Source organism: Flavobacterium sp. SP2 (assembly GCF_057626655.1).
In genome coordinates this window covers 23,402-49,134 of the sequence record NZ_JBVHBT010000003.1, presented here as the reverse complement: position 1 = coordinate 49,134, position 25,733 = coordinate 23,402, and the positions used below count along the sequence as shown (strand labels likewise).

The 25,733-nt window shown below is 32.8% G+C and carries 29 protein-coding genes; 10 read left to right on the top strand and 19 right to left on the bottom strand.

Features of this window, described 5'->3' with window-relative positions; all coding sequences use genetic code 11:
• Positions 1-2 precede the first annotated feature (2 nt).
• From ACZ098_RS08145 to ACZ098_RS08120, 6 genes are all read right to left on the bottom strand, one after another.
• Positions 3-512, bottom strand: coding sequence for an O-acetyl-ADP-ribose deacetylase (locus ACZ098_RS08145; protein WP_487311261.1), 510 nt, complete (start codon positions 510-512; stop codon positions 3-5).
• Positions 513-523: 11 nt separating this feature from the next.
• Positions 524-1,054, bottom strand: coding sequence for a riboflavin biosynthesis intermediates N-glycosidase (gene ybiA, locus ACZ098_RS08140; protein WP_487311260.1), 531 nt, complete (start codon positions 1,052-1,054; stop codon positions 524-526).
• Positions 1,044-1,988, bottom strand: coding sequence for an ADP-ribosylglycohydrolase family protein (locus ACZ098_RS08135; RefSeq protein WP_487311259.1), 945 nt, complete (start codon positions 1,986-1,988; stop codon positions 1,044-1,046). The genes ybiA and ACZ098_RS08135 overlap by 11 nt, the downstream gene beginning before the upstream one ends.
• A 35-nt stretch (positions 1,989-2,023) precedes the next feature.
• On the bottom strand, positions 2,024-2,845 hold the full coding sequence (locus tag ACZ098_RS08130; protein ID WP_487311258.1) for a TIGR02452 family protein: 822 nt from the start codon (positions 2,843-2,845) through the stop codon (positions 2,024-2,026).
• Position 2,846: 1 nt separating this feature from the next.
• Positions 2,847-3,677: a ribose-phosphate diphosphokinase gene (prs, locus tag ACZ098_RS08125; protein WP_487311257.1), complete on the bottom strand. Its 831-nt coding sequence runs from the start codon at positions 3,675-3,677 to the stop codon at positions 2,847-2,849.
• Positions 3,678-3,751: 74 nt separating this feature from the next.
• Positions 3,752-4,444, bottom strand: a complete 693-nt coding sequence (locus ACZ098_RS08120) for an NUDIX hydrolase (protein ID WP_487311256.1) — start codon at positions 4,442-4,444, stop codon at positions 3,752-3,754.
• Positions 4,445-4,529: 85 nt separating this feature from the next.
• Between ACZ098_RS08120 and ACZ098_RS08115 the strand changes: the two genes are divergently transcribed.
• The 5 genes from ACZ098_RS08115 (at position 4,530) to ACZ098_RS08095 (ending at position 8,765) form a co-directional block, all read left to right on the top strand.
• Positions 4,530-5,102 (top strand): Crp/Fnr family transcriptional regulator, encoded by a 573-nt coding sequence (locus tag ACZ098_RS08115; protein ID WP_487311255.1) that lies wholly within the window; start codon positions 4,530-4,532, stop codon positions 5,100-5,102.
• 81 nt (positions 5,103-5,183) lie between these two features.
• The gene (locus ACZ098_RS08110; protein ID WP_487311254.1) at positions 5,184-5,969 is read left to right on the top strand and encodes a type 1 glutamine amidotransferase domain-containing protein; all 786 of its coding nucleotides are present in this window, start codon (positions 5,184-5,186) and stop codon (positions 5,967-5,969) included.
• 4 nt (positions 5,970-5,973) lie between these two features.
• A complete protein-coding gene (locus tag ACZ098_RS08105) occupies positions 5,974-7,140 on the top strand; it encodes an iron-containing alcohol dehydrogenase (RefSeq protein WP_487311253.1) in 1,167 nt (388 codons plus the stop codon).
• A 402-nt stretch (positions 7,141-7,542) separates the two neighbouring features.
• Entirely contained in the window at positions 7,543-8,538 is a 996-nt protein-coding gene (locus ACZ098_RS08100) for an NAD(P)H-dependent glycerol-3-phosphate dehydrogenase (protein WP_487311252.1), read from the top strand.
• A gap of 2 nt (positions 8,539-8,540) precedes the next feature.
• Positions 8,541-8,765: a hypothetical protein gene (locus tag ACZ098_RS08095; RefSeq protein ID WP_487311251.1), complete on the top strand. Its 225-nt coding sequence runs from the start codon at positions 8,541-8,543 to the stop codon at positions 8,763-8,765.
• A 4-nt stretch (positions 8,766-8,769) separates the two neighbouring features.
• Here the strand turns inward: ACZ098_RS08095 and ACZ098_RS08090 are convergent, their stop codons facing one another.
• The 3 genes from ACZ098_RS08090 to ACZ098_RS08080 all read right to left on the bottom strand — a co-directional run bounded on the left by ACZ098_RS08090 (position 8,770) and on the right by ACZ098_RS08080 (position 10,719).
• A complete protein-coding gene (locus tag ACZ098_RS08090; protein ID WP_487311250.1) occupies positions 8,770-9,177 on the bottom strand; it encodes a hypothetical protein in 408 nt (135 codons plus the stop codon).
• Between the two features lie 83 nt (positions 9,178-9,260).
• Positions 9,261-10,280 (bottom strand): phenylalanine--tRNA ligase subunit alpha, encoded by a 1,020-nt coding sequence (gene pheS, locus ACZ098_RS08085; protein ID WP_487311249.1) that lies wholly within the window; start codon positions 10,278-10,280, stop codon positions 9,261-9,263.
• 82 nt (positions 10,281-10,362) lie between these two features.
• Positions 10,363-10,719 carry a hypothetical protein gene (locus ACZ098_RS08080; RefSeq protein ID WP_487311248.1) on the bottom strand — a complete coding sequence of 119 codons (357 nt, stop codon included), beginning with the start codon at positions 10,717-10,719 and terminating at the stop codon, positions 10,363-10,365.
• A gap of 151 nt (positions 10,720-10,870) precedes the next feature.
• Here ACZ098_RS08080 and ACZ098_RS08075 point away from each other — a divergent pair, with 151 nt between their 5' ends.
• Positions 10,871-11,368 carry a CvpA family protein gene (locus tag ACZ098_RS08075; protein WP_487311247.1) on the top strand — a complete coding sequence of 166 codons (498 nt, stop codon included), beginning with the start codon at positions 10,871-10,873 and terminating at the stop codon, positions 11,366-11,368.
• A 261-nt stretch (positions 11,369-11,629) separates the two neighbouring features.
• On the opposite strand, the gene ACZ098_RS08070 is transcribed toward ACZ098_RS08075, so the two are convergent.
• The 10 genes from ACZ098_RS08070 to ACZ098_RS08025 form a co-directional block, all read right to left on the bottom strand.
• Positions 11,630-12,370, bottom strand: coding sequence for a tetratricopeptide repeat protein (locus tag ACZ098_RS08070; protein WP_487311246.1), 741 nt, complete (start codon positions 12,368-12,370; stop codon positions 11,630-11,632).
• Between the two features lie 51 nt (positions 12,371-12,421).
• Positions 12,422-12,802: a GxxExxY protein gene (locus ACZ098_RS08065; protein WP_487311245.1), complete on the bottom strand. Its 381-nt coding sequence runs from the start codon at positions 12,800-12,802 to the stop codon at positions 12,422-12,424.
• Positions 12,803-12,847: 45 nt separating this feature from the next.
• Positions 12,848-14,668, bottom strand: coding sequence for a BatD family protein (locus ACZ098_RS08060; RefSeq protein ID WP_487311244.1), 1,821 nt, complete (start codon positions 14,666-14,668; stop codon positions 12,848-12,850).
• Between the two features lie 12 nt (positions 14,669-14,680).
• The gene (locus tag ACZ098_RS08055) at positions 14,681-15,409 is read right to left on the bottom strand and encodes a tetratricopeptide repeat protein (RefSeq protein ID WP_487311243.1); all 729 of its coding nucleotides are present in this window, start codon (positions 15,407-15,409) and stop codon (positions 14,681-14,683) included.
• Positions 15,410-15,567: 158 nt separating this feature from the next.
• Positions 15,568-16,611, bottom strand: coding sequence for a vWA domain-containing protein (locus ACZ098_RS08050; RefSeq protein WP_487311242.1), 1,044 nt, complete (start codon positions 16,609-16,611; stop codon positions 15,568-15,570).
• A gap of 75 nt (positions 16,612-16,686) precedes the next feature.
• Complete coding sequence (locus tag ACZ098_RS08045; RefSeq protein ID WP_487311241.1) at positions 16,687-17,688, bottom strand: vWA domain-containing protein; 1,002 nt, start codon at positions 17,686-17,688, stop codon at positions 16,687-16,689.
• The gene (locus ACZ098_RS08040; RefSeq protein WP_487311240.1) at positions 17,688-19,316 is read right to left on the bottom strand and encodes a BatD family protein; all 1,629 of its coding nucleotides are present in this window, start codon (positions 19,314-19,316) and stop codon (positions 17,688-17,690) included. The genes ACZ098_RS08045 and ACZ098_RS08040 overlap by 1 nt, the downstream gene beginning before the upstream one ends.
• 97 nt (positions 19,317-19,413) lie before the next feature.
• Positions 19,414-19,779: a four helix bundle protein gene (locus ACZ098_RS08035; RefSeq protein WP_487311239.1), complete on the bottom strand. Its 366-nt coding sequence runs from the start codon at positions 19,777-19,779 to the stop codon at positions 19,414-19,416.
• 220 nt (positions 19,780-19,999) lie between these two features.
• The gene (locus ACZ098_RS08030) at positions 20,000-20,866 is read right to left on the bottom strand and encodes a DUF58 domain-containing protein (protein ID WP_487311238.1); all 867 of its coding nucleotides are present in this window, start codon (positions 20,864-20,866) and stop codon (positions 20,000-20,002) included.
• A 73-nt stretch (positions 20,867-20,939) separates the two neighbouring features.
• Positions 20,940-21,944: an AAA family ATPase gene (locus ACZ098_RS08025; protein ID WP_487311237.1), complete on the bottom strand. Its 1,005-nt coding sequence runs from the start codon at positions 21,942-21,944 to the stop codon at positions 20,940-20,942.
• A gap of 199 nt (positions 21,945-22,143) precedes the next feature.
• On the opposite strand from ACZ098_RS08025, the gene ACZ098_RS08020 reads away from it, so the two are divergent.
• The 4 genes from ACZ098_RS08020 to ACZ098_RS08005 all read left to right on the top strand — a co-directional run bounded on the left by ACZ098_RS08020 (position 22,144) and on the right by ACZ098_RS08005 (position 25,731).
• A complete protein-coding gene (locus tag ACZ098_RS08020) occupies positions 22,144-23,016 on the top strand; it encodes an aldo/keto reductase (RefSeq protein ID WP_487311236.1) in 873 nt (290 codons plus the stop codon).
• 188 nt (positions 23,017-23,204) lie between these two features.
• Positions 23,205-24,353: a DUF5929 domain-containing protein gene (locus tag ACZ098_RS08015; protein WP_487311235.1), complete on the top strand. Its 1,149-nt coding sequence runs from the start codon at positions 23,205-23,207 to the stop codon at positions 24,351-24,353.
• A complete protein-coding gene (locus ACZ098_RS08010) occupies positions 24,346-25,074 on the top strand; it encodes a metallophosphoesterase family protein (RefSeq protein ID WP_487311234.1) in 729 nt (242 codons plus the stop codon). Before ACZ098_RS08015 ends, ACZ098_RS08010 begins: the two co-directional genes overlap by 8 nt.
• Before the next feature lie 162 nt (positions 25,075-25,236).
• Positions 25,237-25,731: a DUF6646 family protein gene (locus ACZ098_RS08005; protein WP_487311233.1), complete on the top strand. Its 495-nt coding sequence runs from the start codon at positions 25,237-25,239 to the stop codon at positions 25,729-25,731.
• Positions 25,732-25,733 lie beyond the last annotated feature (2 nt).

Below are 25,733 nucleotides of genomic sequence, written 5' to 3'. Positions count from 1 at the left end.
TTTTATTTTATGATGTTTTTATATAAATCGTAATTTTCATCATCAAAGCAAACAAAAACAACTTCGTCAATTTTATCTTTTTGATTAAAATTAGAAACAGTTTCAATTGCGATTTTCGCAGCTTTATCCTTTGGAAAATGATAAATTCCAGTACTAATGTTCGGAAATGCGATTGTTTTAATTTGGTTTCTCACTGCCAATTCTAAACAATTTTGATAACAATTTTTTAGTAATTTTTTCTTTTCTTCTTTGTCTCCATTCCAAACTGGACCAACGGTATGAATAACATATTTAGAAGGTAAATTTCCAGCAGAAGTTATCACAGCTTCGCCCACATTACAACCGCCTTGTCTGTTTCGAATGTCATTACATTCTTCTAGAATTTTAGCGCCTCCTTTTCTATGAATTGCACCGTCAACACCGCCGCCACCAAGTAAAGAAGTATTTGCAGCGTTTACAATTGCATCGGTTTCGATTGTGGTTATGTCTCCTTTTATGACTTGAATTTTCATTAAACTGTTTTTTACTTTCTTAATTCATCTCGAACTTCCATCAATGCGAAACCTAATAAATTTAGCCCACGCCATCTTTTCGGATTATTTATATCTTGATGACCGCTTGCCATTCCGATTCCCCAAATAGCATCAACTGGACTCGCTTCAACTAAAATTCTCTCTTTGGTATTTAGCAGAAATTCTTTTAAATCCTGATGCTGACTGAATTTGTGGAGGTTACCTTCTTTTACAATTTCATACCGGTTTTTCAACCAGATTTCATCATTGTAATTTTGAACTTCTCGCCCTAATTTCTTTGCTTCCGCTGGAGATTTTACTTCTATTATTATCTTAAAAATAGTTTCATCGTTGAATAAAAGTGCTTTTTTGGCCATCATCCAATGTTCGGCTGTTTTATATTCGAGCCCATCAACTGTAAAAGAACTTTCCCTCCATTGACTTAAACAGGTTTTTGTTACCGTTCCATCTTTTGAAGGTTGATGACCCCAAAAAAATAGAAATTTGTTGCTTGGATTTATATTTTCAATATTATATTTCATAAGCTTTGCTAAATCTATTGCACAAATCTTCAATAGAATTTTTTCTAACTAAAACATTCAACCAATCATTCGGAATAGCATCAATTCCATAAATTATTCCAGCTAATCCGCCAGAAATAGCAGCAGTTGTATCAGTATCTTCCCCAAGATTTACAGCTTTCAAAACCGTTTCTTGATAAGACTCTGAAGTTAAAACACACCAAAAGCTAGCTTCAAGACTGTGCAAAACATATCCTGATGAATAAATTTCTTCTTCTGCTAACTCATTAATAGAACCTTTTAAAATCCTATCAAATAATTGAATTTCCTTTTTGTTGAAATCATTTTTTGAAATAAAATCTAAAATAATACTTTTAGCTTTATTGTAAGCTTCAAATTTATTTTCGCCTTTAATCAATTCAATTGCATAAATTATATAGATAAAACAAGCGAAAACAGAGCGAAAATGAGCATGGGTAATTGATGAAACTTCTTTTACTTTATCAAAAATGACAGTTGTGTCTTGCTCATTTTTAAGATAAAAAGCTAGCGGTAAAATGCGCATCAAAGAACCATTTCCATTATCTTGCTCTGAAATACCGCCGCACAATATGGGTTGTTCTCCTTTAGAAATATTGTTAATAGCAAAGTGAGTGGCAATTCCAATGTCAAAAACGCGTCCGTGTGGCGTCCAGATTTCTTCATTTTTCCATTGAAGGAATTTTGCAGCAATATTTTCTAAATTATAACCATTGCAAAGGCTGTCTGCTAAGCAAAATGTAAGCGAACTATCGTCACTCCAAGTTCCAATTGGTTGTCTGTGCGTGCCATTTTCCTGCATACTTTTTACTGGGAAACGTTTTAAAGTTTCTCTACTTTCAAATTCAACCGGAACTCCTAAAGCATCACCAACTGCTAATCCGAAAAGTGCGCTATGTATTAATTTATCGTTCATGTTGCAATTCCATATTATATTTCATAAACTTTATATTATTGTAAATTCTCAACAAAAGCATTATAAGTTTGCTTTTTTTCTGAAGTATCGTAAACTGCAAAAACTATTTTTTTAAAGGCTTTTGAATACTTTTTTTCAATAACTTTTTTAAACAACTTTGCAACATTTGCGGGCTCATTTCTGAATACACCACAACCCCAAGCTCCGAGAATTAAACACTCAATATTTTGCTGATTTGCCAAATGTAGTACATACTCTATCCTTTTTAAAAACTCGGTTTCAATTTTATTGATTTCGTAGTCTCTATTATGTTGCATCATTGCTCCTTTATTTGGTGCTGGAGCAGTTATAACATCAACAGTTACAAAATTTTGTAATGTATTGCCAGTGTCATCAAACCAAAAAACAGTATTTGGACTAAAAATCATATAATCTGAATATAGAAAAGTACTAATCTCTCTATTAAAATCATACATCTTTTTATCTTTAATAAGTGATGAATATAAACTTGATGAACGCGCCAAACTTTCTTCTTGCGCTGATGCACCACCAAGAAATCCGCCACCAGGATTCTTTGCCGAAGCAAAATTCAAAACTCCAACTTTCAAGTAACTTTCAGAAACAATAGCCTCAATCGACGAACAATTTTTTACTTCAATTACACTTTGGTCATCGTTTTCTTTAATGGATTTTGATACAATATCAGTCCAATCATTGGGTGAAATTGTAAAAGTGTTATCAATATTATTTTTTATTTCTTGACTGACATCAATCTTGTTCTCATTAACAAAATAATATCCGTTTTCTATAATTTTTAGTGTTTCCTGTGCTATTTCTAGCCTGTTATTCTTGTTCATCCTACAACTCAATTTTAATCACTTCCACCTTCTCTTCATCAAAATCCTTAAACGAATTTGTAGTAAATATTCGTTCGAAAATGGCATTCATTTCGTTAAATCCTTTGTTGAAAATTCCGTGGCTAACGGCCAAATATAATTTTCCTGCATTTTTATTTTTCAATTCTTCGGCCAAGCCAATAAATGTTCCTCCGCCATCGCAAATATCATCTACAATTAGGCAATCCATTCCTTTTAAATCGTCGATATATACTTTAAATCCTGATAATTTTCCCGTTTTTACATCACGACTTTTACTGCATTCTACCACATCAATTCCGCCAAGATATTCAGAAACTTTATAGATTTTTTTCAATGCACCACCATCAGGAGAAATTAATTTGATGTTTTTTCCAATGATTTTCAGAACCTTTGAAATAAATTCATGATTGTAAATTACTTCTACGTTATTCAATAAGGCAGGTGTAACTTCGCTGTGCGGATCAAAAACAGTTATTTTATTTAATTGCAATGCATTGATAATATCAGCATAAACTTTTACTGAAAGTGGTTCGCCAGCAATCATCAATCGGTCTTGTCGCGCAGCCGGAAAATAAGGAATAAATGCATTAATTACTTTTACATTCATTCGTTTTAACGCATCTACTGCCAAAATTAAAAGTCCGAAATCATTGAACGAATTTAATCGATGCGTAATTGTAACCTCTTGATTTACATCAAAATTGGAATTGATTTTAATGTGTGGTTCACCTCCAGAAAATGTAAAACTTTGAAATTCGATCTCTTGTTCTGATGCAAACGGTTTGAAATTTTTATCTAAATTAAGTACCATAGTTTTTTAGTTTGTGTTATTATTACGCAAATATAGAATGTTATTTTTATTCTGCAAAATATTTTGCGTAAAATTTACGCTAATTTGATTTCAAAATGAAAACCGTTGTCAAGAAATGCTTTATATTTTATAGAATTAAATCGAAATAATTTCGCTGGACGTCCTGTTTTTATTGGTGAAAATTGATTGGTTTCTTCGATAATTCCGAAACTTAAAATCTTTTTTCTAAAATTTCTTCGGTCAATCTCTTTCCCTAAAATGATGCAATATAAATTTTCTAATTCTGAAAAAAGAAATTCCTTTGGCAATAAGTCAAACCCAACAGGTTGATACGATAGTTTGGCTTTTAATCTATCTACAGCATTTTTAATCATTACATTGTGATCAAATGCCAATTTTGGAATTTCATCAACAGCAAACCATTGTACGTTTTCGGCATCAGAATCGGCTTTGATTTTAAATTTCGATGAATCAACTAAAGCAAAATAAGCCACCGAAATGACACGATTTCTTGGGTCACGATTTACAACATCGCCAAAGGTGTACAATTGTTCTAGATAATTTACTGAAACGTTGGTTTCTTCTTTCAATTCGCGTTGTACCGCGTCTTGAAGCGATTCGTTGTTGTGAACCAAACCGCCAGGCAAAGCCCAATAGGAGGTTGCGCTTCCAAATTTTTGTTCAATTAATAAAACGTATAATTTTCCGTTTTGATATCCAAAAACTATGGCATCAACTGCAACTTTTATATTTTGATTTTCAGTCATTTTAAAATGCGTATATGTTACACAAATATAAAAGATTTCTATTAATAAAAGCTATCTGTTATCTTTGTAAAACAAATACTAAAAAATGCATATTCTCCGTCAACAAATAGAAGAAATAACATCCTTAACCGATGAAGAATTTGAGTACGTCTTGTCTCATTTTGAAACCAAAAAACTCAAAAAACACCAATTTCTTATTCAGGAAAATGACCTTGTAAAAAATGACTATTTTGTTCTGAATGGTTGTTTAAAGTCCTATCATGTTGATTCCAATGGAAAGGAACACATCCTTCAATTTGCTACTCAAAATTGGTGGATTACTGATTTTCAGGCCTATTTTAATAAAACCAATGCTACACTTTTTATTGATTGTATTGAAGATTGTGAGTTACTGGCATTGTCACTAGAAAACCGAGAAAAACTATGTTCAGAAATGCATAAAATTGAACATTTTTTTAGAAGGAAATCCAATTCAGGTTATGTCGCTTTGCAACAGCGAATTTTATCAATGCTTAATAATAATCCGCAAGAACGTTACGACAAATTATTGCTTTCAAATCCTATACTTTTTCAAAAAGTACCCAAAAAATTCATTGCTTCTTATCTTGGTGTGTCACGCGAAACATTGAGTAGATTCAATTCTGGCTCAAAAAAGTGAGTTGCATCACACTAAATTTGTGCGTTGCATCATTTCTAAACACTACAAAACAAAGTAATTTTGTAACAAATAATTGAAGATATGAAATATATAAAACTCTTGGTATTACTACCTTTGTTATTCTCTAGTTGCAAAAACCAATCGGAAGATAACAACACATCACAAATTAAAAATCAAAAAGAAAAAGTTATGAAAAAAGTATTATTCGTGGTTACATCTCACGACAAATTAGGAAATACAGGTGAAAAAACAGGATTTTGGACCGAAGAATTGGCTGCGCCATATTACGAATTATTAGATCAAGGAATCGAAATTACAATTGCAACTCCACTTGGCGGACAACCTCCAATTGATCCAAAAAGTGAAGATCCATCGGCTGCGACAGAAGATACAAAACGCTTTGATAAAGATACCGAATTGCAATCAAAATTAAAAAACACCTTAAAATTAGCCGATATAAATCAGGCAGATTATGATGCTGTTTTTTATCCTGGTGGACACGGACCATTGTGGGATTTAGCTACAGACAAAAACTCCATTGCTTTGATTGAAGCATTTTATACCAACAACAAACCTGTCGGATTTGTATGTCACGCACCAGCAGTTTTGAAAGATGTAAAAGTTAACGGCGAATTTTTGGTAAAAGGAAAAAAAGTTACTGGTTTTTCAAACGATGAAGAAGAAGCTGTTGGATTGACAAAAGTAGTTCCGTTTTTATTGGAAGATGCGTTAAAACAAAATGGTGCAAGTTATTCTAAAGTAGAAAACTGGCAACCTTACGCCGTTGAAGATGGTTTATTAATTACTGGACAAAATCCGGCTTCATCTAAACTTGTAGCGCAAAAATTATTAAATCAATTAAAATAATACAATGTTAAACTTTGAATTATACAATCCTGTCAATTATGTTTTTGGCAAAGGACAAACAGAAAAATTAGCTACATTAGTTCCAAAAGATGCTAAAATTCTATTGGCTTATGGTGGCGGAAGTATCTTTAAAAACGGAGTTCACGAAGCGGTAACTGCAGCTTTACAAGGATTTAAAATTGTTGAATTTGGTGGCATCGAACCCAATCCAAGATTTGAAACGTTGATGAAAGCGGTACAAATTATTCGCGAGCAAAAAATCGATTTTATTTTGGCAGTTGGTGGCGGAAGCGTAATTGATGGTGTGAAATTCATTTCGGCAGCTGTCAATTTTGAAGGCGATGCAGTTGACATTCTTAAAAAGAAAATTTTATTCACCGATTTGTCAAAAGTGATTCCTTTTGGAACCGTTTTAACATTACCAGCAACAGGTTCTGAAATGAATTCTGGCGCCGTAGTAACCATTGAGGCAACGCAAGAAAAACTGACACTTGGCGGAAGCGCTTTGTTTCCAAAGTTCTCAATTGTTGACCCAACTGTAATTACTTCTTTACCAAAAAGACAGTTACAAAATGGCGTTGTTGATGCCTTTACTCACGTAATGGAACAATATTTAACTTATCCTCACGATGCATTATTGCAAGACAGATTTGCCGAAAGCATTTTGAAAACTCTAATCGAAGTTGGTCCAAGTGTAGTTGAAAATCCAAGTGATTACAAATTAGCTTCTAACTTTGTTTGGAGCGCAACAATGGCGTTAAACGGATTGATTCAAAAAGGAGTTCCGAGCGACTGGGCAACGCACATGATTGGTCACGAATTAACGGCTTTATATGAAATTGACCACGCAAGAACCTTAGCTATTATTGGTCCAAACTTATACAAAGTAATGTTTGAAACCAAAAAAGACAAACTAGCACAATATGGCGAAAGAGTTTGGAACATCACAGGAACTTCTGTAGAAGAGAAAGCTGAAAAAGCGATCGAAAAAACAGTCGAATTTTTTCATACGATGGGAATGAAAACCAAAATCTCAGAAAACGCTGAAAACATAGAAAAAACAGCCGATTTTATTGTAAATCGTTTCGAAGAAAGAGGTTGGAAAGCTATGGGTGAAAAACAAAATATCACTTTAGAGAAAGTAAGAGAAATTGTAGAAATGAGTTACTAGAAGTACAAGTAATTATATTAAATCAAAAAGCGTTCAAGAAGTAGTTCTTGAACGCTTTTTTTCAACCCCAAAACAAAAATTTAACTCAATATATTTTCTAACTAACTCTATTATAAACGTCGATAAAATCACATTATTACATTGAAAATCATAAAATTAAGTTAAATACTTTACAGCTAGTCCAGCCCTACATTGCAAGTTTTTTACCAACCAATCTGTTTTTCTAAAACCAAAAACGTGCTTCCGCTGGTCGCAGTTTTTGGTTAAGAAAAACTAGACCGTTTGGCAAAAAAGCTTGCCATTTCGGTCTGGGCTAAACCATCAATAAAGGTCATTTCTAAATTTAATGTATTGGCAAACCCATAAATTATCGTTATTTTTGGACAATCAAACGATATAGTAATGACAAAATATCCAAAATTTGCAGTAATTGGTGGCGGTAGCTGGGCAACAGCAATAGCCAAAATGCTGTGTGTAAACCTTCCCGAAATTTCGTGGTACATGCGCAACGAATCTGCAATAGAACACCTACAAACACAGCACCACAATCCCAACTACCTAAGTTCGGTTGAGTTCGATATAAAAAAACTAAAACTTACCAGCAACATCAACGAAGCAATTGATTATGCTGATTATATAATATTCGCAATACCGTCAGCATTTCTTGGCGCCGAACTACAAAAACTAACAACTAGTTTGACTGGAAAAGTTATTTTCTCAGCCATAAAAGGTATTGTACCCGAAACAAGCTTAATAGTGGGTGAACATTTTAATAAAATCTACAATATTCCATTCGAAGATATTGGCGTTATAACTGGACCATGCCATGCCGAAGAAGTGGCACTTGAACGACTTTCCTACTTAACTATTGCCTGCGGTGATGCATCAAAAGCCAGAATTGTAGCCAAATGTTTATCAGGTAATTACATTAAAGCCAAAATCTCTGATGATATTATCGGAACCGAATATGCTGCCATGCTCAAAAACATTTACGCTATTGCAGCAGGAATGGCTCACGGCTTGGGTTATGGCGATAACTTTCAATCGGTGTTAATGAGTAACGGAATTCGTGAGATGAAAAAATTCATTCGAAAAGTACACAAAATGAAGCGTAATATCAATAATTCTGCCTACTTGGGTGATTTATTGGTTACAGGATATTCTGTTTTTTCTAGAAACCGAATGTTTGGCAACATGATTGGTAAAGGTTATACTGTAAAAAGTGCCATGATGGAAATGAGTATGGTTGCCGAAGGATATTATGCCACCAAAAGCGCTTGGGAACTTAACCAAAATTATGGTGCTAAAACACCTATTATTGATGCCGTTTACGAAATTCTTTATGAAGGAAAAAATGCTAAAACCGTATTTAAAAAACTTACCGATAAACTAGATTAGATATGAGTGAAAGATGGAAATATCAAATAAAAATGGGAGGTTTTTGGGGCATATTTATGACTATATTCATGACATTGTTCGAACTTAAAGAAAAGCCTTTTTTAGAGCAAATTTCAAGTTTCAATTTCTACTTTCGGGCGGCAGTATATCTAATTACTGGAATTTTTATATTAGGCTATTTTAATTGGAAAGGAAAACAATCCCGAGAAAAAATTGACAAACAATAGAGGTTTACCTAACCACAAATCCATCAACAAATAAAAGTGGTACTTCTTCTATTTCCATCGAAGTATCAAAATGCTTTTTGAAAATAAATTTTTTATCATACAACGTGTTACCAATAAAATAAGTAACCATAAACTCATTGTTTAATTGTACGACACTTTTTTCTATCATTTCTACCTTAACGAAAGAAATTGGCGGTATTTCGATAAAGGCATGGCGTAATAATGATGTTTTCTTCATTTCGCCATCTAAAGTTCCAGATGCTTGAGAAACTACCATTACGGATTCTATTTTAAAGTCAGAATCGTTTATTAAATATACATTCCAAATTTTTTCCATGAAGTCATCGCTCCATTCGTGGATTGCTGCTAGGAATACGTTTTCTACTTCTGGTATGGTGATGTCTGCTTTCATTTTTGAGTGAATAGAGGATAGACTAAAAGATAATAGACAAGCAGATGAATCTATCATCTATCTGTCAATTATCTATTGGTCTTTTATATATGTGATTTGAATTGCTCTAAGAAACGAACGTCGTTTTCATAAAACATTCTGATATCGCCAATTTGATAAAGTAACATTGCAATACGCTCAACTCCCATTCCGAAAGCGAATCCTGAGAACTCGTCTGGATTGATTCCGCAATTTTTTAGAACATTTGGATCTACCATTCCGCAACCTCCTATTTCCAACCAACCGGTTCCTTTAGTGATTCTATAATCGGTTTCGGTTTTTAAACCCCAATAAATATCAATTTCGGCACTTGGTTCGGTGAACGGAAAGTAACTTGGTCGTAATCGTATTTTAGATTTTCCGAACATTTCTTTGGTGAAATATAACAAGGTTTGTTTTAAATCGGCAAACGAAACGTCTTTGTCAATATACAAACCTTCTACTTGGTGGAAAATACAATGTGATCGTGACGAAATGGCTTCGTTACGAAAAACTCTTCCTGGAGAAATGGTACGAATTGGCGGTTTATTGTTTTCCATGTAACGCACTTGAACCGATGAGGTGTGTGTACGCAATAAAACATCGGGATTGGTTTGGATGAAAAACGTATCTTGCATGTCTCTTGCAGGATGATATTCTGGCAAATTTAATGCAGTGAAATTGTGCCAATCGTCTTCTATTTCTGGACCTTCAGAAACATTGAATCCTACGGTTGAAAAAATATCGATTATTTGGTTTTTTACAATAGATATTGGATGACGTGAACCGATTACCAATGGTTCGCCTGGACGCGATAGATCGCCATAAATGCCTTTTACTTCTTCTTTGCTCTCTAGTTCCTCCTGAATGGTTTTTACGCGTTCTTCAGCAACCGTTTTTAGCAAATTAATTACTTGTCCGAAATCTTTTTTCTGCTCGTTAGGAATAGTTTTAAATTCGTTGAAAAAGTCTTTCAAAAGTCCTTTACTTCCTAAATATTTAATACGGAAATGCTCTAAAGCTTCTTTGTTTTTGGTGTTGAATGCTTTCGCTTCTTCGATATGTTGTTTAATCTTATCTATCATCGGTCTTTTTGTAAAGGTGCAAAATTAATTAAAAGTTGCGAGTTTCGTGTTGCGAGTTGAAGGTTTTTCTAAAAAAACAAAGCTAATCTATAAATTCTTTTTCAAGAAAATAGTTCACTATAGCGTCTTTCATTAAGATAGTTTGTTCCCCAGCTTTTAAAGGTGGTAACTCTTCTTTTATTTTGTAATGAGGCCAACCGTCTTTATCTACAAAATCGAATTCGTAATATCCGTAGGGTTCTAATAATCGGCAAATGGCAATGTGCATTAGATTGACCTTTTCATCTTTCTTAAAAAGCTGTTTGAATTTACCTAATTCTTGAACTCCAATTAGATAAATTATGGCATCTAAATCAAGATTTTCTCCTTGCGAAAACTGATCTGATAATAGGTTAACGAGCTTTTCCCATCGCTCTTTTAGTTGTATATCTCTTGACATGTGATTTTTGATTTCAGATTAACGATTTTGAAAATGTGATTTTGTTAAAATCGAAAATGATTTGCAAAGATAGCGTATCGAAATTGAATTTTTGGAATTTGGAATTTGTCTTTTGGATTTTCGACTATATTTGTAATTTGAAAAATATTCTATGGATTTTATTGATATTGTATTTGCTGTTTTACTTGGTTTTAGCGTTTTTAAAGGTTTAAAAAACGGTCTTTTTGTAGAATTTGCTTCGCTGGTTTCCTTTTTTATCGGAATTTATATTGCCGTAAAATTCTCTTACATTGTTGGAAATGCTATTGGCGATGGAACTTCCAAATCGGTGAAAGTTTTCGCTTTCGTACTAACTTTAATTATCGTAATTATCGCCATTTACTTTTTTGCAAAAGTGCTTTCTAAAGTTGCCAGTTTTGTGTTTTTAGGTTGGTTGAACAAGCTTGGTGGTGCCGTTTTCGCGGTATTAAAAATGATTTTACTACTCGGGATTATTCTGAGTTTATTTCAAAAAGTGAATTTTGACAATGTATTAATTAGTAAAGAAACTCAAGAAAAATCCCTGTTTTTTAATCCGATTTTAAAAACGTCTGAATTTATGTTGCCTGTTTTGACGAATTGGTTTAAAGACTTGAGAGCGAAGTCTTAAAGGTTACACTTTCGCTTTTTGATAGTTCCTTTTTGTAAAAAAATAAATTAAGGAACCCAAAAAAGGAAGTGCAAATATTATGAAATAATAATTTGTTTTGTGTTTGACAGCTAAATATTTATTGTTGTATAGTTCATATACTGAGTAGAGTATAAACAATAAATATATTCCTAAGATAATGTAAGCGATAGCATCCATATTGAAAGTTTTTTTGGTTTTGAGAAATCTAAATTACACAAAATATGCAAAATATGGTAAAACTTATTTCAATTCTCGAATAGCATCGCTTTCAACCCAACCAATAGTCTCGTCGGAAAGTTGTACTTTTTTCCATGTAGCTCTGCTTTCTAAGACTTGAACTTTCGTTCCTTCATGCAACGTAAATCGGGTTTTTCCTGAAATTTTAGGTTCACTTTTTAGCAACGTAATTTCAGCAAATACAATGGCTGGTTTATCATTATAATAGCTATTCTTTTCAAATATTCCTGCCGAAACTGTTGCAATAATTCCAAGTAATACAACAAACATTCCTGTGAAAAAAGTTCTTTTTACAATGGCTTTGGGCGAGAAATAATAACCAATAAAAAACAGTAGAAAAACAAACGCTAAAGCTACAGCAGTCCAAGCCCAAGCATCATAACTATAGCTTGAGGTAAAATCTTGAATAAGTTTGCTAAATCCAACTTTTGGAACTTCTTTTATTTCATCTATTTTTAATTTCTTGGCGTATTCTAAATTGGTTTTAGCATCCGCATACTCAGGATTAATCAGCAATGCTTTTTCAAAATTGTAAATAGCTGGCGCAACTTGATGCAACTTGTAATAACTATTTCCTAGATTAAAATACAATTCTGCCGATTGTTTTCCAGTTGCCAAAACACTTTCGTAATTGACAATTGCTTCCTGAAAATTGCCGTTTTTGTACAATTGATTTCCTTTATCAAATGCTGTTTGAGCAAATGAAAGTTGGAAAAGGAATAGTAAAACAATTATTTTTTTCATATTTAAAAATTTAACCACAAAGTTCTCAAAGAAGGCACAAAGGTCACTAATTTATATTGTTCCATTTATAACTCTTCTAACTCCATTTTTTAATAATTTTACATTGAAATTGATAAGTAAACCTAATTTACAATTTGTTAGTCTTAAATAAGTTAAAAGTTGTGCTAAATGAACATCATTTAAAACCTCAACAGATTTAATTTCAACAATAAATTTATCTTCAATAATTATATCAATACAGTAACCTATTTCTAATCTAACTTCTTCATATACAAGCTGAAGTGGTTTTTGCTTTTCGACTTTTAAATTAGATTTTTTTAATTCATAAAATAAACATTCTTCATAGGCACTTTCTAATAAACCTGGACCGAGAACTTTATGCACTTTTAAAGCTGCTTCAAAAACAATTCTAGAAATACCGTCTTCTGTCATACTGTTTATTTAGTGAACTTTGTGCCTACTTTGTGTACTTAGTGGTTAAGCTATCTGTTTTTCTAATTCAGAAATTATACTTATCGCTTTTTCAAAATCTTGCTGAATACTAACACTAGTTGCTGGTGCATATCGTGCAATTTCGCAGTTTTCTGTAAGATTTATAAATTCGGTTACCGTTTCTGGATTTGCTTTGCGCGAAAGCAGAATATCAGTGATTTTTTCCTTACTCATTTCGGTAGTTTCAATACGCAACTTGGCTTTTAAGAAATTGTGCATCGCTCGTTCCAATGCAATGTAAAACGCTTCTTTATTTTTAAGTTGCTTCTTGGCTTCTGATAAATATTTCTTAACCAATCGGTTGGAATTCTTAATTCTATTTCCAACAATATCGGCGTCATTAGCTTCTTTTATTCTTCGAATAATTACGATTACAGGAATTAATACAAAGGGTAGAAACAATAACATGTAAAACAATTTAGACCCTAAAAAATCGTCTCTTTTAGTTGCTACAAAAACAGTTTTTGCTTTAATAGTTGCAAATGGTTTAGAAACTTCTTGTTTACCTTTTGCATTTTTCAAAGTATCTTTTTGTGCTGAAGCAAAATCTGGTCCGTCTAAAACATTAATCACAATTTGTGGTGAAGTTATCGTTTTATAGGATTTAGTTTTTAAATCAAAATAGCTAAAACGCATTGGTTTTATCGGATAGTTTCCTTTATACTGCGGCACTATCGAGTATTTATCACTTATAGAACCTATCATTCCCGAAAGTGGCGTTTGCACATTTTCGTCGTGTTTAGGATCGTACAATTCCAATGCTGCGGGAACAATTGGTTTTGGAAGACTGAATAATTTTAGATTTCCGTTTCCAGATACTGAAACATCCAAATCTAATGATTCGCCACTTTTTAATGTAGTTTTTGAAGGCGTAACATCAAAACTGAAACTTCCCACAGCACCCGAAAAATCATCAGGTTTACCAGCAGTTGGCAATGCTTTTACGTTTAATAATTGTGTTCCAGATGACAATCTTTTTCGAGTTTTGGCATACACTGGATTTCCTATTATATCCCGTTCATTTGTTGGATATTCTATTTCAGCTTCAAACGAAAAAGGTTCAATGGGTTTACTTCCAGATTCTAATGGATACAAAATTGAACTTCCCAGAATTGACATTCCATATATTTTTCCTTTATAATTGGCTTGAACTGCTGGACGATTAAAATCATAAAACTGACTCCAAAAACCGTTGTACTTTGGTTTTTTTACATCACTAACATTGCCAATTTGAACTCGTGGATCGAAATATATTTTGTAAACTACTTTTATAGGTTCGTTTACGTACGGATTTTTATTAGAAACCTCAGCGACAAGAAATACACCTTCGCCATAATTAGTTTGTGCTTGTTGCTGGTTTTGACCTTGATTAAAAAACGGGTCGTCAAACGGGTCGTAATACTGATTGTTTTGGTTGTTCTGATTCGGATTTTTAGGCATTGGAATTGCCTTGGTAATCTTAATTTTTATGGGATTTGTGGTGAAGGTTTTACCGCCGTATTCAATTTGAGCTTCCTTGATTACAAACTCACCTTGTTTCTTCGCGGTTAAAAAATATTTGTACGTTTTAAGAAATCCGCGACGCCCATTAATGTTATAATTTTGCATCACTAAAAATGGTCCTTCAACTTTAAAAGCGTCCATTTTAGGCAATCTAAAATTATCGGCATCCACATTCATTTCGAATGCTATTTGGATGGTTTCGTTTAGTGCATAGGAATTTCTGTCAGTTTCGGCAGTAAATTTTACCTGTGCTGAAACAGAAAATGTAATGATTGTAAAAAACAATAAAAGTGCCTTCTTCATTTTCAATTAATTTTACCAGTCTTTTTCGTTCTTAACTGGCGCTTTTACTTTTTGTGCTTTTACTTTATCTTGAACTTTCTTTTCTTCATTATTTACGGCATTCAACAAGTTTTCGATTTTTTGTTTCGAAACATCATTGGGTTTAGGTTGCGGATTTTGACCTTGATCTTGGTTATCTTTCTTGTCGCCTTGGTCTTTTTTATCGTCTTTCTTGTCTTTCTTAGGATCGTCTTTTTTGTCTTCTTTCTTATCCTCTTTTTTGTCTTTATCCTTATTTTTATCTTTTTTATCGTCCTTCTTGTCGTCTTTTTTAGGCGGATTTTCTTTTAGCATTTTCTTAGCTAAAGCATAATTATATCGTGTTTCTTCGTCTGCTGGATTATTACGCAACGCATTTTTATAAGCTTCAACCGCGCCGTCATATTTTTTTTCATTCATTAAAGTATTTCCAAAATTATGAAATGCTTTGTGTTTTTCTGGTCGTGTTTTGGCATCGACAATCGCTTTTTGAAATTGATACTTCGCTTCCGAAGATTGTTTTTGTTTGTAAATTGTAGTTCCTAAATTATAAGATGATTGTGCTTTTTTGGCAAATTTTGCCTGAGACAACCTGTATTCAGTTTCAGCATCAGCATACTTTTTTGCCTGAAATTCTTCGTTACCTTTTGGCAAATTTTTATCTTTCTCTTGCGCGTTTGCTGCAAAAGTTATTAGAAATAGTATGTAAAGTATTTTTCTCATTTTCTTGCCACGAATTACACTAATTTTCACAAATTATTGGTGTTTAATTTATTTCGTTAATTTTTAAAATATTTTATTTTTTTACCACAAATTACACAAATTGTTTAAATCTTTAAATTTCTATAATCTGTCATCTTTATTCTTTTCTCTCTATACGATTATCTCTTTTCCTCGTTGAATAAATTCATCTTTTTAACCCATTTTGTCTTGCGTTCTAAGAAGAAAATATCTAAAAACAGAAGTATAAATCCGAAACCCAAGAACCATTGAAACTGTGACTTATAGTCGGCCATTTGAGTTCCTTCGAAATCAGTTTTTTGCGTTTTATCCAACAAATCTTTTATTTTTTCGAGAACGACTTTGGTAGTATTACCATCGATGTAAATTCCGCCGGTACTTTTGGCAACTTTATCAAGAACATCAGCATTTCGCTTAGTTACCACTACATTTCCGTCTTGATCTTTTTGCAATTCGCTTCCTTGTCCTAAACTTTTTAACGGAATTGTTCCTCCTTTTTCTAACCCAACACCAATTGTAACAATTTTTATACCATCTGCTTTGGCATCCTCGGCAGCGTCAACAGCTTGCTCTGAATGGTCTTCACCATCCGAAATAATAATTAAGAGCTTGCTGGTTTTTTCTTTTTTTACGAAGAATTTTTCTCGTGCTAGATTTATGGCATCGTCAATCATTGTTCCTTGCGATGATATCATTCCGGGATTCATACTCTGCATAAACATTTTGGCAACGCTATAATCTGACGTCATTGGCAAAACTGGAAAAGCACTTCCTGAATAAGCAATGATTCCTATTTTATCACTTCCCAACTGGTTTATTAATTGCGAAACCAATTGCTTACTTTTCTCCAATCGATTGGGTGCTACATCTTCGGCAAGCATACTTTTAGAAACGTCTACAGCAAAAACAATATCAATTCCTTGTCGTTTTACTGTTTCAATTTTTGTACCCATTTTTGGATTAACCAATGCTACTATCAAAAAAGCAAATGCGAGAAGTATAACCGAAATTTTTAAAACTGGCTTGAACACCGATTTTTCTGGACTCAACTTTTCAAGTAAAGCCAAATCACCAAATTCTTTTTGTTTTTTGCGTTTCCAAACTTGTACATATAGAAATAGTACGACCAAAATTGGAATTACTAACAGTAAATAAAAATATCCTTTTTCTTCTAATTCGTACATAATTTTTCAATTAAAAGCTAAAAATTAAAAATTAAGAATGATTACTAATTCTTAATTCCCAATTTTTAATTTTCTTTAAATAAAACTTCTAAAAATAGTATTTCGCAAACCAACTTCTACAAGTAGCAAAATTCCTGCAATCCATACAAATGGTCGGAATTTTTCATCGTAGTCGTAAAATTTAAGTTCTTCTATTTCAGTTGTTTCCAGTTTATTAATTTCGTTATAAATACTTTCTAGTTTGCTGTTGCTGCTTGCTCTAAAGTATTTTCCGCCAGTATTAGTAGCAATATTTTTCATGAGTTGCTCGTCGATTTCAACTTTCATGTTTTTATATAAAAAATCTCCATTTGGTGCCAAAGCATATGGAAATAAGGCCATTCCATTACTTCCTATTCCAACGGTGTACACTTTTATTCCAAATTCTTTTGCAATTTGAGAAGCCATTTCTGGTTCAATAAAACCCGAATTATTTACTCCATCGGTTAGTAAAATAATAACTTTACTTTTAGCTTTACTGTCTTTTAATCGGTTTACAGCTGTTGACAATCCCATACCAATTGCAGTTCCATCTTGTAAAACATTGTCAAATTTTATGTCTTTTATGGCTTCTTGAACAATAGCTTTGTCACTTGTAACTGGCGTTTTAGTATACGCTTCACCTGCATATGCTACAATTCCTATTCTATCGTTTGGTCTGTTTTCAACAAATTTTGAAGCTACGTCTTTCAACGCTTCCATACGATTTGGCTTTAAATCTTTGGCCAACATACTACTAGAAAGGTCGATTGCCATTACAATATCAACACCTTTGGTAGTTTTGGTTTGACTGCTTATATCTACAGTTCTTGGTCGTGCCAAAGCTATAATTATAGAACTTAAAGCAATTAATCTTAAAACAAAAAGATACGGTTTTAAGGTAGCTAAAAGTGATTTTGATGTTTTAAAACCTTTTACCGAACTTATTTTCAAGGTTGCCGATTGTTCTTTACGTTTCCAGAAAAGCCACGCTATTGCTACTGGAATTAACAGAAACAACCAAAAGAATTCTGGATTTAAAAATGATATTGTTCCCATTATTCTTGCGCGTATTTAAGTTCTACTGAATTCAAAATTCTTCCCGAAACTTCAGCTCCATATTTATCACCTTCTTTGTAGGTAATGGTTATTTGTTGAATGCCGCCATCTTGTTTGAAGAACAGCATTTCATAATATAATTTCTCACTCGATTTATTTCCTTTATCAATCATTACAAAGGTTCCAAACGCTTTTTTACCTTCAACGCCTTGATTGGTTTTAAAATCTTCTTGTTTCAAAATAATATTCGACGCGCCTTGCGACTCCATGACTTTGATACTTTCATCGGCCAATTGTTCTAAATTGATTTCAACTGGTTTTTTAAGTTTTTTAGTAGCTAGTGTTATTGAAAAATCAGAATTTAAACTTCCATAACCAAACAGTTGCATTTCTTTAATTAATGCCATTGCGTTTTTAGGAAGTACTTTTTCGGCATCCAATCGTTTTAAAACTTGTGGAGTTTCTATTTTAATTCCTGGATTTCCATAATCGCTGTAAAGCCATTCACCTTCTAATAACTCTTTGGTCGGATTTCCTAAAACTAAATCTTTGGTATAATCGAAACCTTTAACTAAAATTGATATAGTTGTTGAAACAAAAAGAACTGCAAAGAAAATTCCAAAGGCGGTAATAATTCTTTTTTTCCTTCTATCGGCTAACTTTTTTAAACGCAAGATTTCAAGTTGTTTCTCGTTAAAAGCAATAAGTTCGTCTTTTTCTTCAACAACTACAGGAATAGAATCGTGGATTTTTACAACTGCAGATGTGATGCGTTTTTTATCTTCTTCAATTTCAAAATCCAAAGGCTTTACTTTCGCAAATTTTACTAAATCGGCTTGTTTTAAAACCTTTTCCAAATTCTTCAACGTTTCAGGAGAAAGTTTCATTTTCTTTTGTGAAGCCGTTTTTTTCAAACTTAAAATTAACTCCGACGTTGTACTTTCCATTGCTGGAATTTGAATTTCTTCTTCGATGTACGTTCTAACGATATCGGTTAACTGAGAATAGTACTCTTTCACTTCACCTTGTTGCCAAAGCTCTTTACTTTCTAATGATTGTAGTAATGAGGTGGCTTTTTCTATTGGCGATTTATAAACTACTACTTCTTGTTTTGGACGATTTTTATATTTCTTATACAACCAAATTCCCAATAGAATCAAGCCAATGAAAACTAAGGCTACAAGAACGTAAATCCACCAAGTACTTTGTTCCTTAACTGTTTCGATACTTTTAATATCAAACATTTTTTGACGTAAAGTATCTACTTTTACATTGCTAACCTCAACTTTTATACTGTCTGAAAAAACAGGTTTTCCGTTGATTAACACTCTAATTCTTGGTATGGTATATGTTCCTGAATCAAATTGTGTTAATCCGTATTTTTTGACCAATTCGTAGCTGTCGTTGTTTTTGATAGTATCAATTTTATACGATTGAATAACTTCTAATGCTCCGAAATTTTTGGCGTCAGGAAATTTTACCTTTTCAGATTGATTTACCGATGTTTTTAAGGTTAGCTTGAATTCGGCACCAATTTTATTTTTAGTTGTATCAACAGAAGTAGTCACTTTTTGAGCAAAAAGCGAAGTTGATATCAGGAAGAATAGTATATATATTTTGAACTTCATTTTATTTTTGATTGAAGATTAACGATTTTTGATTTCAGAAGTGAGACGAACAACCTTGATTATTTTTTACTTCTGGAACTTTGTCGCTCTTCATTTTTTATTTTTTGTCATTATTGTTTTTAGCAGTTTTAATACTTGAAACAAATATTGAAATTAATTCATTAACCTCTATTTTGGCAGCATTAATTTGTTCTGTTTTAGAAGTTAATTTTGCCTTTTCAATAATTTTTAAACAATTAAAAGTTTCTCTTAATTCTTTTAAGCATATTCCCATTTTATGAATAAAATCTCTTTTACTTTCTGCACTTTGAGCTTCACCATAATTTAATGCAGGAGATGTTGATGAACGAATAATTTGACCCATTAAATGATTTCCTGCATAACACTTTTCAATATCTTTTGTAAACAAAATAATCAAAGCTGCAAAGTCAATTAATCGTTCTACCAATTCTTGTTTATTCATTTTTATTTTTTGATTCTTGATCAACGAATTTTAATTGCAGAAGTAGTACAATCGACAATGATTAATTTTATGTTCTGGTATTGTATCGTTTTTCAGTCACTTTTTAATCTTTTTTACTTTTTAAAATCCATTTGCTATTAAAATTCCCAAAACTCAAAATTAATCACGAACGACGCCAAAAATCTTAAATCTAAAATCGTTAATCATCAATCTAAAATCATTATCTAGATTTAAAATATCCTAATAATTTGGTTACATAACTTTCGTCAACTCTTGTATTAATGACACCCGAACCACATTTTGAAAATAAATCTTTAAACTGATTTACTTTTTGTTGATAGTGCTTCTCGTAGTTCAATCGGTTTTGTTTGGAACTCGTGTCTACTATCATAATTTCACCAGATTCGGCATCTTCCATTTCGACAATACCAATATTTGGCATTTTCTCTTCTCGGATATCGTAAACCCGAACTCCGGTTATATCGTGTTTTTTACTAGCAATTTTCAGTGTTTTCTCGTAATCATCATCCACAATAAAATCGGAAATCAAGAATACAATAGCTTTCTTTTTTTGTGTTCCAGATAAAAATTTTAATGCTTGCGATAAATCGGTGTTTTTACTTTTAGGCTGAAACTCTATTAATTCTCGAATAATTCTTAATACGTGCGATTTTCCTTTTTTAGGCGGAATGTACAATTCGATTTGGTCTGAGAACAAAATCAATCCAATTTTATCATTGTTTTGGGTTGCCGAAAATGCCATTGTTGCTGCAATTTCAGTTACGATTTCGCTTTTCATTTGGTTTTGGGTTCCAAAAGTTTCAGAGCCAGAAATATCAACCATCAGCATCATGGTAAGTTCTCGTTCTTCTTCGAAAACCTTTACATGCGCTTCGTTATATCGTGCAGTTACATTCCAATCGATATTTCGAATATCATCTCCATATTGGTACTGTCGCACTTCAGAAAAAGTCATACCGCGACCTTTAAAAGACGTGTGGTATTCGCCCGAAAAAATATGATCGCTCAATCTTCGGGTTTTAATTTCTATTTTACGAACTTTTTTTAATAGGTCTTTTGTTTCCATTTTTTTCAGATTGCAGAACGCAGAACGCAGATTTCAGATTAAACGTATTGTAATCTGAAATCTGCCATCTGATTTAAGGTACTTCGATTTCGTTTACAATTTTATTGATAATATCCATTGAAGTCACGTTTTCAGCTTCGGCTTCGTAAGTAACACCAATTCGATGACGCAATACATCATGCACTACGGCGCGAACATCTTCAGGAATTACATATCCGCGACGTTTTATGAAAGCGTAACATTTGGCAGCTGTTGCCAAATTGATACTTCCACGAGGTGATGAACCAAAACTGATTAATGGTTTTAAAGATTCTAATTTATATTTTTCTGGATAACGCGTTGCAAAAATAATATCCAAGATGTATTTTTCTATTTTTTCATCCATATATACTTCGCGAACAGCTTCTTGCGCTCTTAGAATTTGCTCTACCGAAACAACTGGATTTACTTTTTCATAACTTCCTTTTAAATTCTGACGAATTACCAATCGCTCTTCATCCATTTTAGGATAATCGATAACCGTTTTTAGCATAAAACGATCTACTTGTGCTTCTGGCAAAGGATATGTACCTTCTTGCTCAATTGGATTTTGAGTGGCTAGAACTAAAAATGGTTTGTCTAATTTAAAAGTAGTATCGCCAATGGTAACTTGCTTTTCTTGCATCGCTTCAAGCAAAGCCGATTGTACTTTTGCTGGCGCACGATTGATCTCATCTGCCAAAACGAAATTGGCGAAGATTGGACCTTTTTTTATAGAAAATTCGTTGGCTTTGATGTTGTAAATCATGGTTCCAACAACGTCTGCAGGCAATAAATCGGGTGTAAACTGAATACGGCTAAAACTTCCTTGAACGGCTTGTGATAGTGTATTAATTGCTAAAGTTTTTGCCAATCCTGGAACACCTTCAAGCAAAATATGACCTTGACCTAAAAGCCCGATAAGTAATCGTTCTATCATGTGCTTTTGACCTACAATCACCTTGTTCATTTCCATGGTCAATAGATCAATAAATGCACTTTCTCTTTCTATTTTTTCATTGATTGCTCTAATGTCTAAAGCCGCAATATTCTCTTCCATATTTCTTTTTTTAAAGGCTGCAATTAAGTGTAAAATTTTAACATTTCAAAATTGATTATTTTATTATAAAAGAGATGTTAAGAATGCGTTAAAACTTATGCAGTTAAGCGCTTTTTAAGGATGATTTATGATTTTGTTTTAGTAATTTTAGAGTTTTAAATCAAATCGCTCTTCATTACACTATTTAAATATTTTTACATTGACAACTACAAAACTTTCACCTATTGTTGCCGGAACCATGAATTGGGGAATCTGGGACAAAAAATTATCTACTCAAGAAATGAGTCATTTAATGCATATTTGCATTGAAAACAAAATCACCTCATTCGATCATGCCGATATTTACGGCGATTATACAACCGAAGCCGAGTTTGGAAAAGCATTTGCAGAAAGTAATATTGATCGAAATAAAATTCAGTTTATTTCAAAATGCGGAATTCAAATGGTTTCGAAGAACCGAACTACCAAAATTAAGCATTACGATTATTCTAAAAAACACATTATTTGGAGTGTTGAAAATTCGCTAAAAAATCTTCAAACCGATTTTCTTGATGTGCTTTTATTGCACAGACCAAGTCCGTTGATGCAGGCTGATGAAATTGCCGAAGCGATTGAAAAACTCAAATCAGAAGGAAAAATTATTGATTTTGGACTTTCTAATTTTACACCATCGCAATCGGAATTGATTCGTCAAAAAACCGAAATTGGATTCAATCAAATTCAGTTTTCGGCAACACATTTGGAGCCAATGTTAGACGGAAGTTTAGATTATATGCAGCTTCACAACATCAGACCGATGAGTTGGAATCCGCTTGGAACTGTTTTTAGAGAAGATTCGGAACAAACTAGAAGACTGAAAAAACTGCTGGCATCTTTGGTTGATAAATACCATGTTGGCTCCGACACTATTTTGCTTTCGTGGATTTTGCAACATCCGTCAAAAGTGATTCCTGTTGCTGGAACTGTAAATGTGGCACGAATTCAATTATTGCAGAAAGCAACCGATTTACAATTAGACCAAGAAGATTGGTTTGCCATTTGGACGGAAAGTATTGGGAACAGAGTACCTTAACGATTTATGAATGATGATTAGCGATTTTGGATTTTAGATTTGCAACCGTGATTAATTAGAAATTTTGAATTTTAAATTAACGTAACTATAAAAAAAACAGAATAATGAAAATATTTTAGAAGTAAAAGTTAATCACAGACTCTAAACATCTGAAATCAGCAATCGTTAATCTACTATCTTAAATAATTTTGATAAACAAGCGTCTTTTGATTAAAAACCTTTTAGCTCACAACGATGAGTGCAGTTTTTATGATAAAAAGCGTCAGTTGAACTTGCATTCTCGCGAAGGAAAAGCCAAGTTTTTAAAACACATTTGCGCTTTGTCCAATTCTAATCCAACTAATAATTCCTATATTGTTGTAGGTGTTGAAGATCAAGACAATGAAATAGTAGGCGATGATTTTTTTGACGACAGTCGCATACAAAATCTAGTGAATGCTTTTTTGGAAAATCCGCCTAAAATTCAGTACGAAAATGTACCTTTTCCTAATTTGCCCAAAGATAAAGTAGTCGGATTAGTAACTATAAAACCTAAATCTAAAGTTTCCTATTTCAAAAAAAACATTCATACCATTTTCGCCAATCAGAAATTTATTAGAATTGGCAGCAACTCCATTCCATTAGAAACTGAGATTGAAACCAATTATCAAAATACGTCTTCAGTAATTGATATTGAAAACAATTCTAGAAATAGTATTGAGTATACCTTGGATGGCGTAATTGATTTTATGAATTTTAGACATAAAGACATTTCGCCAAAATATAAAGTTTTTAAAGAATTATTTGTCATCTGTTGGGCTGGAAATCCAAAACGGATTCGAAACACCAATTACCTTTCACGCGTTGATATTGAATTGATAAACGAGCAAATTAAACTTTTTTATTCGGCTTTGGATGTGGTTACGATTACGTTCGACGATGACAGTTTTACCATTGTAGAGCACGTTCCGCTTGGGCTGAATGACAAAACTAGTTATTATCCTCTGGAGAAAGTAACCATTCGCTTTTATGATAACGGTTATTATAAAATGGAAAATCAATTACTGTTTGAACCACCTGAATACAACCGGAAAATGTTGTATCACATTTATAATTCTAATTTGGTATTGCTTTCTAAACTATCGAAAGGACAACCATTATCCGACCGAGAAGAAAAAGATTTGGAAAATTTACCTTCTACCTTAATGATTTGTTACCTCAACGGATTTGGTGATGCGCGGCAATTATTAATTGATGCAAAACCGTTATTAAAAAATCATCCGAAAAGTGTTGTTTATTTGAGTTTTAAAGAAGTTATGCGTATTTTGCGAAAGATGAAATATGGAAAAAATGAATAGAACATTAGTAATTGGAGACATTCACGGAGGTTTACGAGCAGTACATCAAATAATAGAACGAGCCAAAGTTACCACCAACGATACTTTAATATTCCTTGGCGATTATGTTGACGGCTGGAGCCAATCGCCACAAGTAATTGATTATTTAATTGATTTAGGCAAAAAGCAAAACTGCATTTTCGTTCGTGGCAATCATGATGAATTGTTGCTGAATTGGTTAAATGAAAGCAGCGATAATTTGCAATGGTACAATCATGGTGGTGAAGCAACAGTTAACGCATATGCCAGCGTTTCTGAAGCCAAAAAAAAAGAACATATTGAATTCTTAAAATCATTAGTAAACTATCATTTGGACGACCAAAACCGATTATTTGTACATGCAGGTTTTACCAACATGAATGGCGTAGAATACGAATATTATCCAAGATTTTTTAGTTGGGACAGAACCCTGTGGGAAACCGCACTATCATTAGACGAAAATCTTGATAAATCGAGCGACTTTTATCCAAAGCGGCTTACTTTGTATAAAGAAATTTATATTGGCCATACGCCAACTACAAGAATTGGAGTGACACTACCAGTGCAAAAAGCCTGCATTTGGAATGTAGATACAGGCGCAGCTTTTAAAGGCCCATTAACGATTATGGATGTAGACACCAAACAATTTTGGCAAAGCGAACCACTACATACTTTGTATTTTGACGAAAAAGGAAGGAATTAAAAAAAACAGAACTTTTAGAATCTGAATTTCATTAATTTTTTTTAAAATCAATAAGATTGATACTTTACAAATACTGCTATTTATATAACAAAGATTTGAAATTATGATACTAATTTTTGTACTGAATTGCTATATTTGTTACCTATTTATAAATTTAATATCATGAAAAAACAAATAACTACATTCCTTTTATTACTATCCGTAGGGTTTTCTTTTGGACAAGCGTTTACAGGAAAAGGTGATGCCAAGTTTCAAATTGGAGCGACAATGCAAGAAAATGCAACTGGAATTGGAGCCACATTAGACTTTGGTGTTGGCGAAAATATTTCCTATGGTTTTGCAACGTCCTATTTACTAAACACAACTAAAGCAGCTGGAACTCCAAAATTTGAAGATCGATTCGATATCAAAGCACGTTTTAATGCTAATATTGGAAACGTTTTAGACATTAGCGATAAATTTGACTTTTATCCAGGTTTGGACATAGGGTTGCGTAATTTTGGAGCACACGTTGGCGCAAGATATTTCTTTACCAATGGATTCGGTTTATATTCTGAAGCTGGAATTCCGTTAGCTAAATTCAATCCAGATGCAATTGGATATGAGCGTTTTAATAATCAATTTGTATTTCAAATTGGTGCCTCTTTCAACTTATAAAG

Excerpts from the sequence above, each read along its gene's own strand:
- ACZ098_RS08145 (WP_487311261.1), bottom strand. The coding sequence starts at position 512 with ATGAAAATTCAAGTCATAAAAGGAGACATAACCACAATCGAAACCGAT.
- ybiA (WP_487311260.1), bottom strand. The coding sequence starts at position 1,054 with ATGAAATATAATATTGAAAATATAAATCCAAGCAACAAATTTCTATTT.
- ACZ098_RS08135 (WP_487311259.1), bottom strand. The coding sequence starts at position 1,988 with ATGAACGATAAATTAATACATAGCGCACTTTTCGGATTAGCAGTTGGT.
- ACZ098_RS08130 (WP_487311258.1), bottom strand. The coding sequence starts at position 2,845 with ATGAACAAGAATAACAGGCTAGAAATAGCACAGGAAACACTAAAAATT.
- prs (WP_487311257.1), bottom strand. The coding sequence starts at position 3,677 with ATGGTACTTAATTTAGATAAAAATTTCAAACCGTTTGCATCAGAACAA.
- ACZ098_RS08120 (WP_487311256.1), bottom strand. The coding sequence starts at position 4,444 with ATGACTGAAAATCAAAATATAAAAGTTGCAGTTGATGCCATAGTTTTT.
- ACZ098_RS08115 (WP_487311255.1), top strand. The coding sequence starts at position 4,530 with ATGCATATTCTCCGTCAACAAATAGAAGAAATAACATCCTTAACCGAT.
- ACZ098_RS08110 (WP_487311254.1), top strand. The coding sequence starts at position 5,184 with ATGAAATATATAAAACTCTTGGTATTACTACCTTTGTTATTCTCTAGT.
- ACZ098_RS08105 (WP_487311253.1), top strand. The coding sequence starts at position 5,974 with ATGTTAAACTTTGAATTATACAATCCTGTCAATTATGTTTTTGGCAAA.
- ACZ098_RS08100 (WP_487311252.1), top strand. The coding sequence starts at position 7,543 with ATGACAAAATATCCAAAATTTGCAGTAATTGGTGGCGGTAGCTGGGCA.
- ACZ098_RS08095 (WP_487311251.1), top strand. The coding sequence starts at position 8,541 with ATGAGTGAAAGATGGAAATATCAAATAAAAATGGGAGGTTTTTGGGGC.
- ACZ098_RS08090 (WP_487311250.1), bottom strand. The coding sequence starts at position 9,177 with ATGAAAGCAGACATCACCATACCAGAAGTAGAAAACGTATTCCTAGCA.
- pheS (WP_487311249.1), bottom strand. The coding sequence starts at position 10,280 with ATGATAGATAAGATTAAACAACATATCGAAGAAGCGAAAGCATTCAAC.
- ACZ098_RS08080 (WP_487311248.1), bottom strand. The coding sequence starts at position 10,719 with ATGTCAAGAGATATACAACTAAAAGAGCGATGGGAAAAGCTCGTTAAC.
- ACZ098_RS08075 (WP_487311247.1), top strand. The coding sequence starts at position 10,871 with ATGGATTTTATTGATATTGTATTTGCTGTTTTACTTGGTTTTAGCGTT.
- ACZ098_RS08070 (WP_487311246.1), bottom strand. The coding sequence starts at position 12,370 with ATGAAAAAAATAATTGTTTTACTATTCCTTTTCCAACTTTCATTTGCT.
- ACZ098_RS08065 (WP_487311245.1), bottom strand. The coding sequence starts at position 12,802 with ATGACAGAAGACGGTATTTCTAGAATTGTTTTTGAAGCAGCTTTAAAA.
- ACZ098_RS08060 (WP_487311244.1), bottom strand. The coding sequence starts at position 14,668 with ATGAAGAAGGCACTTTTATTGTTTTTTACAATCATTACATTTTCTGTT.
- ACZ098_RS08055 (WP_487311243.1), bottom strand. The coding sequence starts at position 15,409 with ATGAGAAAAATACTTTACATACTATTTCTAATAACTTTTGCAGCAAAC.
- ACZ098_RS08050 (WP_487311242.1), bottom strand. The coding sequence starts at position 16,611 with ATGTACGAATTAGAAGAAAAAGGATATTTTTATTTACTGTTAGTAATT.
- ACZ098_RS08045 (WP_487311241.1), bottom strand. The coding sequence starts at position 17,688 with ATGGGAACAATATCATTTTTAAATCCAGAATTCTTTTGGTTGTTTCTG.
- ACZ098_RS08040 (WP_487311240.1), bottom strand. The coding sequence starts at position 19,316 with ATGAAGTTCAAAATATATATACTATTCTTCCTGATATCAACTTCGCTT.
- ACZ098_RS08035 (WP_487311239.1), bottom strand. The coding sequence starts at position 19,779 with ATGAATAAACAAGAATTGGTAGAACGATTAATTGACTTTGCAGCTTTG.
- ACZ098_RS08030 (WP_487311238.1), bottom strand. The coding sequence starts at position 20,866 with ATGGAAACAAAAGACCTATTAAAAAAAGTTCGTAAAATAGAAATTAAA.
- ACZ098_RS08025 (WP_487311237.1), bottom strand. The coding sequence starts at position 21,944 with ATGGAAGAGAATATTGCGGCTTTAGACATTAGAGCAATCAATGAAAAA.
- ACZ098_RS08010 (WP_487311234.1), top strand. The coding sequence starts at position 24,346 with ATGAATAGAACATTAGTAATTGGAGACATTCACGGAGGTTTACGAGCA.
- ACZ098_RS08005 (WP_487311233.1), top strand. The coding sequence starts at position 25,237 with ATGAAAAAACAAATAACTACATTCCTTTTATTACTATCCGTAGGGTTT.